Below are 8128 nucleotides of genomic sequence, written 5' to 3'. Positions count from 1 at the left end.
AGCGCCGCCTCGCGGTCGGGCACGGACTGCACGCAGCCGATGAAGCGGCTCTTCTTGATCAGCAGTTCGCTGTGGACCGGCTGGGCGAGCGTGAACGCCATGGGCGGCGGGGCGCGTTCAGCCCCCGTGCTCGAACTTGAACACCGCGGTGCTGGCGCGCGCATTGGGCAGCCAGCGCACGTCGCGGCCGTCCTGCAGGCCGAAGGCATCGAGCACGCGCAGGTTGTTCTTGCGCGCGAGCACCTCGAAGTCCTTGAAGGTGCCCACGCGGATGTTGGGCGTGTCGTACCACTGGTAGGGCAGCCGCCGCGTGACCGGCATGCGGCCGCGCGCCACGCTGATGCGGTTGGGCCAGTGCGCGAAGTTGGGGAAGGCCACGATGCCGAAACGGCCCACGCGCGCGGTCTCGCGCAGCATCACCTCGGCATTGCGCAGGTGCTGCAGGGTGTCGATCTGCAGCACCACGTCGAAGGTGGCGTCGTCGAACATCGCCAGGCCTTCGTCGAGGTTGAGCTGGATCACGTCGACGCCGCGGCGGATGCACTGCAGCACGTTGCCGTCGGCGATCTCGACGCCGTAGCCGGTGCAGCCGCGTTCTCGCTGCAGCAGCGCGAGCAGGGCGCCGTCGCCGCAGCCGAGGTCGAGCACGCGCGAGCCCTCGGGCACGAGCGCGGCGATGTGGCGCTGGATGTCGTTGTCGCTCACGATGCTGTCTCCTGGGCCACGCGCTCGAAGTAGGAACGCACCACGCCCATGTAGCGCACGTCGTCGAGCAGGAAGGCGTCGTGGCCGTGCGGGGCGTCGATCTCGGCGTAGCTCACGTTGCGGCGGTTGTCGAGCAGCGCCTTCACCAGCTCGCGGCTGCGCGCGGGCGAGAAGCGCCAGTCGGTCTTGAAGCTCACGAGCAGGAACTTGGCGCTGGCGCGCGCGAACGCGGCCGTGAGGTTGCCACCGTGCTCGCGCGCGGGATCGAAGTAGTCGAGCGCGCGCGTGATGAGCAGGTAGGTGTTGGCGTCGAAGTACTCGCTGAACTTGTCGCCCTGGTAGCGCAGGTAGCTCTCGATCTGGAACTCGATCTCCTGCGTGGAGTAGCGGTAGGCCGCGTCGTCGCGGGCCGCCTCGCCCTCGACCGCGTTGCGCAGCAAGCGCCCGAACTTCGCGTTCATGACGTCGTCGCTGAGGTAGGTGATGTGGCCGATCATGCGGGCGATGCGCAGGCCGCGCTTGGGGATCACGCCATGCTCGTAGAAGTGGCCGCCGTGGAAGTCGGGGTCGGTCACGATGGCGCGGCGCGCCACCTCGTTGAAGGCGATGTTCTCGGCCGTGAGGTTGGGCGCGCTGGCGACCACCACCCCGTGGCGCACGCGATCGGGGTACTGCAGCGTCCACGACAGCGCCTGCATGCCGCCGAGGCTGCCGCCCATCACCGCCGCGAGCGTGCGGATGCCGAGCGCGTCGAGCAGCGCGGCCTGGGCGTCGACCCAGTCCTCGACCGTGACCACCGGGAAGTCGGCGCCGTAGACGCGGCCGGTCGCGGGGTTCACGTGCATCGGCCCGGTGGAGCCGAAGCAGGAGCCGAGGTTGTTGACGCCGATGACGAAGAAGCGGTCGGTGTCCAGCGGCTTGCCGGGCCCGACCATGTTGTCCCACCAGCCCGCGGAGCGGGCCTGGCCCTCGTAGACGCCCGCGACGTGGTGCGAGGCGTTGAGGGCGTGGCACACGAGCACCGCATTGCTGCGCTCGGCATTGAGCGTGCCGTAGGTTTCGTAGGCGAGCGTGTAGCTGCCGATGGTCGCGCCGCTGCGCAGGGCCAGCGGGCCCGCGAACTGCATCGACTGGGGAGTGACGACCAACGAGGACATGAAATGAAAAACCCGGCCTCGCCAAAAACGAGCCGGGTCACGGCATCCGTCTTTAGCTGTATTTATCAAGCGCCCGCAAGCTGGAGCAAATCGGCGCGAGCGGCAGTATATCGCCGCGGGCCCGGGACGGCAGGCCCCGGGCTTTGGACGGCGGCGCTACCAGCCGATCAGCGCGACCACGCCCAGCACCAGGAAGATGACGGCCGAGATCGAGTGCACGAGCTTGATCGGCACGCGCTTGACGATGCGATCGCCGAGCCAGACCACCGGCGCGTTGGCCAGCATCATCCCGAAGGTGGTGCCGACCACGACCCAGAAATAGGCCTCGGTGAAGCGCGCCGCGAGCATCACGGTGGCGATCTGCGTCTTGTCGCCCATCTCGGCGAGGAAGAAGGCGACCACCGTGGTGCCGAAGACGCCGAAGTGCGAGGAGCGCGGGGCATCGTCGTCGTCGAGCTTGTCGGGAATCAGCATCCAGATCGCCATCGCGATGAAGGAGCCGCCGAGGATCCAGCGCAGGATGTCGGGGCCGAGCCAGTGGGTGATCCAGTTGCCGACCGCGCCCGCGAGCGCGTGGTTGATGACGGTGGCGGCGAAGATGCCCGCCACGATCGGCCAGGGTTTTCTGAAACGGGCTGCCAGCAGGAGGGCGAGCAACTGGGTCTTGTCGCCCATTTCGGCGAGCGCGACGACGCCGGTCGCGACGAGAAAAGCTTCCATGAAAAAACGGTTCCTTGGCCGAAGGGACGCAATTGACCGTGCAACACCTTCGGCCAAATTTCCCGAAGTTGCACGGTCAATGGTCTCGCCAGGTGTTGTTCTTCACTGCCCGCGCCATGTCCTGTGTGGGGCAGGACAAGTCTGTTGACGCGGGCCCTTCTCGTAGACGGAAGGCGGCTACTCCCCAATGACGGACGAATTCTAACCCTTAAGTGTCATAGGCCCAGTTCGGGGCCTGGTTAGTAAGCGTGCGCTAACTCCAGGAGTCAAAATCTGTGCTACCGCAAGAAGCAAATTCCTGCTTGCATTTCTTGTATTTCACCCATAATGCACGAGCCTCCCTTTTCATTTCGGGTTGGAGGCACTGGGTGATCGGACAGTTTCGCGCGACTCGGCGGCTCTCGTTTGAGTGATGCTAATCGGGACTCCATCGCTTTTCTTGATGTGTTTATAGGAGTCCCTTGATGGGCAACAAACTGTACGTCGGCAACCTGCCTTACTCGGTGCGCGACGGTGATCTGGAGCAGGCATTCGGTCAGTTCGGTGCTGTGACCAGCGCCAAGGTCATGATGGAACGCGATACCGGCCGCTCGAAGGGCTTCGGCTTCGTCGAGATGGGCAGTGAAGCGGAAGCACAGGCCGCCATCAACGGCATGAACGGCCAACCCCTGGGCGGCCGCAGCGTGGTCGTCAATGAAGCCCGTCCGATGGAAGCACGTCCCCCGCGCAGCGGTGGTGGCGGCGGCTACGGCGGCGGTGGTGGTGGTTATGGCGGCGGTGGTGGCGGTGGCTACGGCGGCGGCGGTGGTGGCGGCTACGGCGGTGGTGGTGGCGGCGGTCGCAGCGGCGGCGGTGGTGGCTACGGCGGCGGTGGCCGCAGTGGTGGCGGCGGCGGTGGTGGCGATGGCGGTTTCCGCAGCCCCTACGGCGCCGGCCCGCGTGGCGGCGGCGGCGGTGGTCGCGGCGGCTACGGTGGCGGCGGCAACAGCGGCTACTGATCGCTTTCCCAAAAAGACAAAAGGCTCCTTCGGGAGCCTTTTTCGTTGCCGCGGCCGGTACGGCCTCGGGTTCAGCCTTCGCCGCGCCGCTTCTTCCGCCCGCGTCCCTGCACCGCACGGTCGAGCAGCGCGTTGGGCAGCATGCGCATGATCTTGGCGATCACGCCCATCTGCCAGGGAATCACGCGGTAGCTGGCGCCGCTCTCGATCGCGCCCAGCGCTCGGTCGGCGAAGGCCTCGGGCTTCATCAGGAACGGCATGCCGTAGCGGTTGCCCTGCGTGAGCGGGGTGTCGATGTAGCCGGGCAGCAGGGTCACGACCTTGACGCCGCTGCAGTGCAGCTCGCCGCGCAGGCTCTCGCAGTAGGCGACGACACCGGCCTTGCTCGCGCAGTAGGCGCCGTGCCCCGGCAGTCCGCGGATGGCCGCGACGCTCGCGATGCCGACCAGCCGCCCGCTGCCGCGCTGCACCATCGCGCGCACGAAGGGATGGAAGGTGGCGGCCAGCCCGACGTTGTTGGTGGCGAAGGTCTGCGTCAGCACGTCGAGGTCTTCGCGCTCGGCCGTGTCGATGCCCACGCTGATGCCGGCATTGGCGATCACCACGTCGGGCACGCCCTGGCGCTCGATGCAGGCGGCGCCGGCGGCCACGATGCTGTCGGTGCGCGCCACGTCGGCGCTGTAGATCAGGTAGCGGCCGCGGTCGAGTCCGCGCGCGTTGGCCCAGGCTTCGATCTCGCCGGTGCGGCGCGCGACCAGCGCCAGCCGGTAGCCGGCGTCGTAGAAGCGCGCGGCCAGCGCCTGGCCGATGCCGCTGGAGGCGCCGGTGATGAGCACGAGGGGCGACGGCGCGGTGGTCATGGCGCGGCGCTCAGCGCTTGCCCGCGGCGCCGGCCGCCTTGGCCGAAGGCACCATCGTGCCGCGCACGCGGCCGTTGAGGTTGGCGATGCCGGTCAGGTTGTCGTAGTCCATCGTGTCGGCGGTGAACTGGTCGGTGCCGCGGATCAGCGTGACGGGCTTGTTCGACTGCACGCGCTCGGTGTCGAGGAAGGCATGCAGGAAGTCGCCGCGGAACTCCAGGCGCGGCGAGGTCTTGCCGTTGGCGCCGACGGCCGCGTCGCGGATGACGACCGCGTTGCCGAACAGCTGGATCTCGCTGCCGTCGGAATTCGACAGCCCGCGGTTGGCGGTGGCGTGGGTAGTGAAGCCCTGCGGCGACACCGAGCGCATGCGCACCTCGTCGACCTCGATGGTGTCGGTGTCGGGGTAGTGCCGGCCTTCCTTGCCGAACAGCTCGCTGCGCAGGTCGCCGCTGGGCAGGAAGTTCTTGATGACGAAGCCGCGCATGAAGTAGTCGGGCTCGTGGGTGGGCGCGATCTTGGCGGTCGGCTCGAGCAGCTTGGGCGCATTGCGCACCAGCCAGTAGGTGCCGAGCGCGACGGCGGCCGTCAGGATGATCGGCAGGTAGATGGTGACGCGATCGAGGACGTCGCGCAGGAGGTTCCAGGCCTGCTTCATAGGGCGGTGTTCCGTGCGACGTCGAGCAGGCGCCGGTACTGTCCGCTGGCCGTGACCAGCAGATCGCAGAATTCGCGCGCCGCGCCTTCGCCGCCGCGCGCGCGGGTCACGTAGCGCACGGCATCGCGCACCTCGACGTGGGCATTGGCCGGCGCCGCCGCGAAACCCACGCGCCCCAGCACCGGCAGGTCGGGCCAGTCGTCGCCGATGGCCGCGGCCTGCGGCCAGCCGAAGCCCAGCGACTGCAGCATGGCCTCGGCGGCCGGCAGCTTGTCCTCGGTGCCGTAGCGCACGTGCTCGATGCCGAGCGCCTCGAGCCGCACGCGCAGCGGCTTGGAATCGCGCCCGGTGATCACCGCGGGCAGGATGCCGGCCTTGCGCAGCAGCTTCAGGCCGTAGCCGTCGAGGATGCTGAAGCGCTTGAGGGTCTCGCCGTGCTCGGTGAAGTAGACGCCGCCGTCGGTCAGCACGCCATCGATGTCGAAGAAGGCGATGCGGATGTCCTGCGCGGCGAGCAATGTCTCTGGCTGGAATTCGAAGGGCATCAGATGACCTTCGCGCGCATCAGGTCGTTGATGCTGAGGGCGCCGATCAGCAGGCCCTCGGCGTCGACCACCAGCACGCTGGTGATGCGATGCTGTTCCATCAGCTCGGCCGCCTCGACGCCCAGCGCGTCGGCGCGCAAGGTGCGCGGACCGCGGTGCATGACGTCGGCCGCGGTGAGGCCGCGCAGGTCCCCGCCGGTCTCGACCCTCCGGCGCAGGTCGCCGTCGGTGAAGATGCCGATGGCGCGGCCCTCGGCATCGACCACCGCGGTGGCGCCCAGGCCCTTGGAACTCATCTCGCGCATCAGCTCGCTGAAGCTGGCACCCGGCGCCACCCGCGGCACGTCGGCGCCGGTGCGCATGAGGTCGCTCACATGCGTGAGCAGCTTGCGCCCCAGCGCCCCGCCCGGATGCGAACGCGCGAAGTCCTCGGAACCGAAGCCGCGCGCATCGAGCAGCGCCACGGCCAGCGCGTCGCCCATCGCCATCTGGGCGGTGGTGCTCGCGGTGGGTGCGAGGTTCAGCGGGCAGGCTTCCTTGGCGACGCCGGCGTCGAGCACGATGTCGGCGTGCCGGGCGAGCGTGGAATCGGCGCGGCCCGTGATCGCGATCAGCGGCACGCCCTGGCGCTTGACCACCGGCAGGATCACCGTGAGCTCCTCGACCTCGCCGCTGTTGGAGATGGCGAGCACGAGGTCGACCGCCTTGATCATGCCGAGGTCGCCGTGGCTGGCCTCGGCCGGGTGCACGAACATCGCCGGCGTGCCGGTCGATGCCAGGGTGGCGGCGATCTTGCGGCCGACGTGGCCGCTCTTGCCCATGCCCATCACGACCACGCGGCCGCGCACCTCGAGGATCTTGCGCACGGCATCGACGAAGCTGTCGCCCACGCGCGCCTTGAGGCCGAGCACGGCTTCGGCTTCGATGTCGAAGGTGGCGCGTGCCCGCGCGAGCATCGCGGCGGGATCGACCACGGGGGGCGTGGGGGGGCTGGAGGGCATCGGCGGATTTTACGGGCCGCGCCCCGCCGCCCCGCGGTTCCCGGCGAGCCCCTACGCCACGACCCGGAATGGCCCCGAAAGCCGCGCCGCGCGGGGCCCGCGGCGCTTCAGGCCCCGGTAAGCCCCTCGCCACGCGCGCACGGCTCTTGCTCTAGCATCGCCCACCATGTCTTCGTTCGATCTCACGCTCTTGTATCTGGTGGCCGCGGTGATCGGCGTGGTGGCATGCCGCTTCCTCAAGCTGCCGCCGATGCTCGGCTACCTGACGGCCGGCGTGCTGATCGGCCCGCATGCGCTGGCGCTGGCGCAGAACTCCGAAGGCATCCGGCACCTGGGCGAATTCGGCGTGGTGTTCCTGATGTTCGTGATCGGGCTCGAATTCAGCCTGCCCAAGCTGCGCGCGATGCGCAAGCACGTGTTCGGGCTCGGGCTGCTGCAGGTGCTGCTGACGATGGCGATCGCCACCGTGGGCGCGCTGCTGATCGCCTCCTTCCTGCCGCCCGACTGGCGCCTGGGCTGGCAGACCGCGCTCGCGCTCTCGGGCGCGCTCACCATGAGCAGCACCGCCATCGTGGTCAAGCTGATGGCCGAGCGGCTCGAGCTCGAGAGCGAGCACGGCAAGCGCGTGATGGGCGTGCTGCTGTTCCAGGACTTGGCGGTGGTGCCGCTGCTGGTGCTGATCCCCGCGCTGGGCGCGCCGCCCGAGGCGCTCGCCAAGGCGCTGGGCTTCGCGCTGCTCAAGGCCTGCCTGCTGATCGGCGTGCTGCTCTATGGCGGGCCGCGCGTGATGCGCTGGTGGCTCACCTTGGTGGCGCGCCGGCGCAGCGAGGAGCTGTTCATCCTCAACGTGCTGCTGGTCACGCTGGGCCTGGCCTGGCTCACCGAGCTCGCGGGCCTGAGCCTGGCACTGGGCGCCTTCATCGCCGGCATGCTGGTCTCGGAGACCGAATACAAGCACCAGGTCGAGACCGACATCCGCCCGTTCCACGACGTGCTGCTGGGCCTGTTCTTCATCACTGTGGGCATGTCGCTCGACTGGCACATCGTGGTCGAGCGCTGGCTGCTGGTGGCGGTGCTGCTGCTGGTGCCGCTGCTGTTCAAACTCGGCCTGGTGACGCTGCTCGCGCGCAGCCTGGGCGCGACCTCGGGCGTGTCGCTGCGCACCGGCCTCTACCTGGCGCAGGCCGGCGAGTTCGGCTTCGTGCTGCTGACGCTGGCGCAGGAGCGCAGCCTGCTGCCGCCCTGGCTGGCCAACCCGGTGCTGGCCTCGATGGTGCTGTCGATGCTGGCCACGCCCTTCATCGTGATGTACAGCAACGCGATCGTGCGCAAGCTGGTGGCCAGCGACTGGCTGCAGCAGTCGCTGCAGATGACGAGCATCGCGCGCAAGACGATCAACACGGCGCGCCACGTGATCATCTGCGGCTACGGCCGCTGCGGCCAGAACCTGGCGCGCATCCTCGAGCGCGAAGGCATTCCCTACA

9 protein-coding genes, 1 pseudogene and 1 riboswitch are annotated in these 8128 nt (G+C 68.8%); of the genes and pseudogenes, 2 read left to right on the top strand and 8 right to left on the bottom strand.

Annotated features, from left to right (window positions below; all coding sequences use genetic code 11):
• The 4 genes and pseudogenes from AC27VN_RS25400 to AC27VN_RS25385 all read right to left on the bottom strand — a co-directional run.
• A pseudogene (locus AC27VN_RS25400) lies at nucleotides 1–101 on the bottom strand (IMPACT family protein); the annotation flags it as partial.
• Between the two features lie 16 nt (nucleotides 102–117).
• Entirely contained in the window at nucleotides 118–705 is a 588-nt protein-coding gene (metW, locus tag AC27VN_RS25395) for a methionine biosynthesis protein MetW (protein ID WP_057597361.1), read from the bottom strand.
• On the bottom strand, nucleotides 702–1862 hold the full coding sequence (gene metX / locus AC27VN_RS25390) for a homoserine O-succinyltransferase MetX (RefSeq protein ID WP_490878314.1): 1161 nt from the start codon (nucleotides 1860–1862) through the stop codon (nucleotides 702–704). Before metX ends, metW begins: the two co-directional genes overlap by 4 nt.
• Nucleotides 1863–2018: 156 nt before the next feature.
• A complete protein-coding gene (locus AC27VN_RS25385) occupies nucleotides 2019–2582 on the bottom strand; it encodes a TMEM165/GDT1 family protein (protein ID WP_057597363.1) in 564 nt (187 codons plus the stop codon).
• Nucleotides 2583–2672: 90 nt separating this feature from the next.
• Nucleotides 2673–2780, bottom strand: a riboswitch (yybP-ykoY riboswitch).
• A 266-nt stretch (nucleotides 2781–3046) separates the two neighbouring features.
• On the opposite strand from AC27VN_RS25385, the gene rbp reads away from it, so the two are divergent.
• Nucleotides 3047–3580, top strand: coding sequence for an RNA-binding regulator (rbp, locus tag AC27VN_RS25380; protein ID WP_093343577.1), 534 nt, complete (start codon nucleotides 3047–3049; stop codon nucleotides 3578–3580).
• A 71-nt stretch (nucleotides 3581–3651) separates the two neighbouring features.
• On the opposite strand, the gene AC27VN_RS25375 is transcribed toward rbp, so the two are convergent.
• From AC27VN_RS25375 to AC27VN_RS25360, 4 genes are read right to left on the bottom strand one after another with little or no spacing between them, the layout of a single operon-like run.
• On the bottom strand, nucleotides 3652–4440 hold the full coding sequence (locus AC27VN_RS25375) for an SDR family oxidoreductase (protein WP_490878313.1): 789 nt from the start codon (nucleotides 4438–4440) through the stop codon (nucleotides 3652–3654).
• Nucleotides 4441–4450: 10 nt separating this feature from the next.
• Nucleotides 4451–5098, bottom strand: coding sequence for an LPS export ABC transporter periplasmic protein LptC (lptC, locus tag AC27VN_RS25370; RefSeq protein WP_490878312.1), 648 nt, complete (start codon nucleotides 5096–5098; stop codon nucleotides 4451–4453).
• The gene (locus AC27VN_RS25365) at nucleotides 5095–5643 is read right to left on the bottom strand and encodes a KdsC family phosphatase (RefSeq protein ID WP_093343582.1); all 549 of its coding nucleotides are present in this window, start codon (nucleotides 5641–5643) and stop codon (nucleotides 5095–5097) included. Before AC27VN_RS25365 ends, lptC begins: the two co-directional genes overlap by 4 nt.
• Entirely contained in the window at nucleotides 5643–6644 is a 1002-nt protein-coding gene (locus AC27VN_RS25360) for a KpsF/GutQ family sugar-phosphate isomerase (protein ID WP_093343583.1), read from the bottom strand. Before AC27VN_RS25360 ends, AC27VN_RS25365 begins: the two co-directional genes overlap by 1 nt.
• A gap of 166 nt (nucleotides 6645–6810) precedes the next feature.
• Here AC27VN_RS25360 and AC27VN_RS25355 point away from each other — a divergent pair.
• The coding region (locus AC27VN_RS25355; protein ID WP_490878311.1) for a cation:proton antiporter at nucleotides 6811–8128 on the top strand (1318 nt) is incomplete at its 3' end.

Source organism: Variovorax sp. 20P10.2.4, assembly GCF_058244205.1.
The sequence above is the reverse complement of the archived record's forward strand: the minus strand, read 5'-3'. Positions and strand labels throughout refer to the sequence as shown.

What these genes read in the sequence shown, in the direction of transcription:
- metX (WP_490878314.1), bottom strand. Translation starts at nt 1,862, where the DNA reads ATGTCCTCGTTGGTCGTCACTCCCCAGTCGATGCAGTTCGCGGGCCCG.
- AC27VN_RS25375 (WP_490878313.1), bottom strand. Translation starts at nt 4,440, where the DNA reads ATGACCACCGCGCCGTCGCCCCTCGTGCTCATCACCGGCGCCTCCAGC.
- rbp (WP_093343577.1), top strand. Translation starts at nt 3,047, where the DNA reads ATGGGCAACAAACTGTACGTCGGCAACCTGCCTTACTCGGTGCGCGAC.
- AC27VN_RS25385 (WP_057597363.1), bottom strand. Translation starts at nt 2,582, where the DNA reads ATGGAAGCTTTTCTCGTCGCGACCGGCGTCGTCGCGCTCGCCGAAATG.
- AC27VN_RS25360 (WP_093343583.1), bottom strand. Translation starts at nt 6,644, where the DNA reads ATGCCCTCCAGCCCCCCCACGCCCCCCGTGGTCGATCCCGCCGCGATG.
- lptC (WP_490878312.1), bottom strand. Translation starts at nt 5,098, where the DNA reads ATGAAGCAGGCCTGGAACCTCCTGCGCGACGTCCTCGATCGCGTCACC.
- AC27VN_RS25365 (WP_093343582.1), bottom strand. Translation starts at nt 5,643, where the DNA reads ATGCCCTTCGAATTCCAGCCAGAGACATTGCTCGCCGCGCAGGACATC.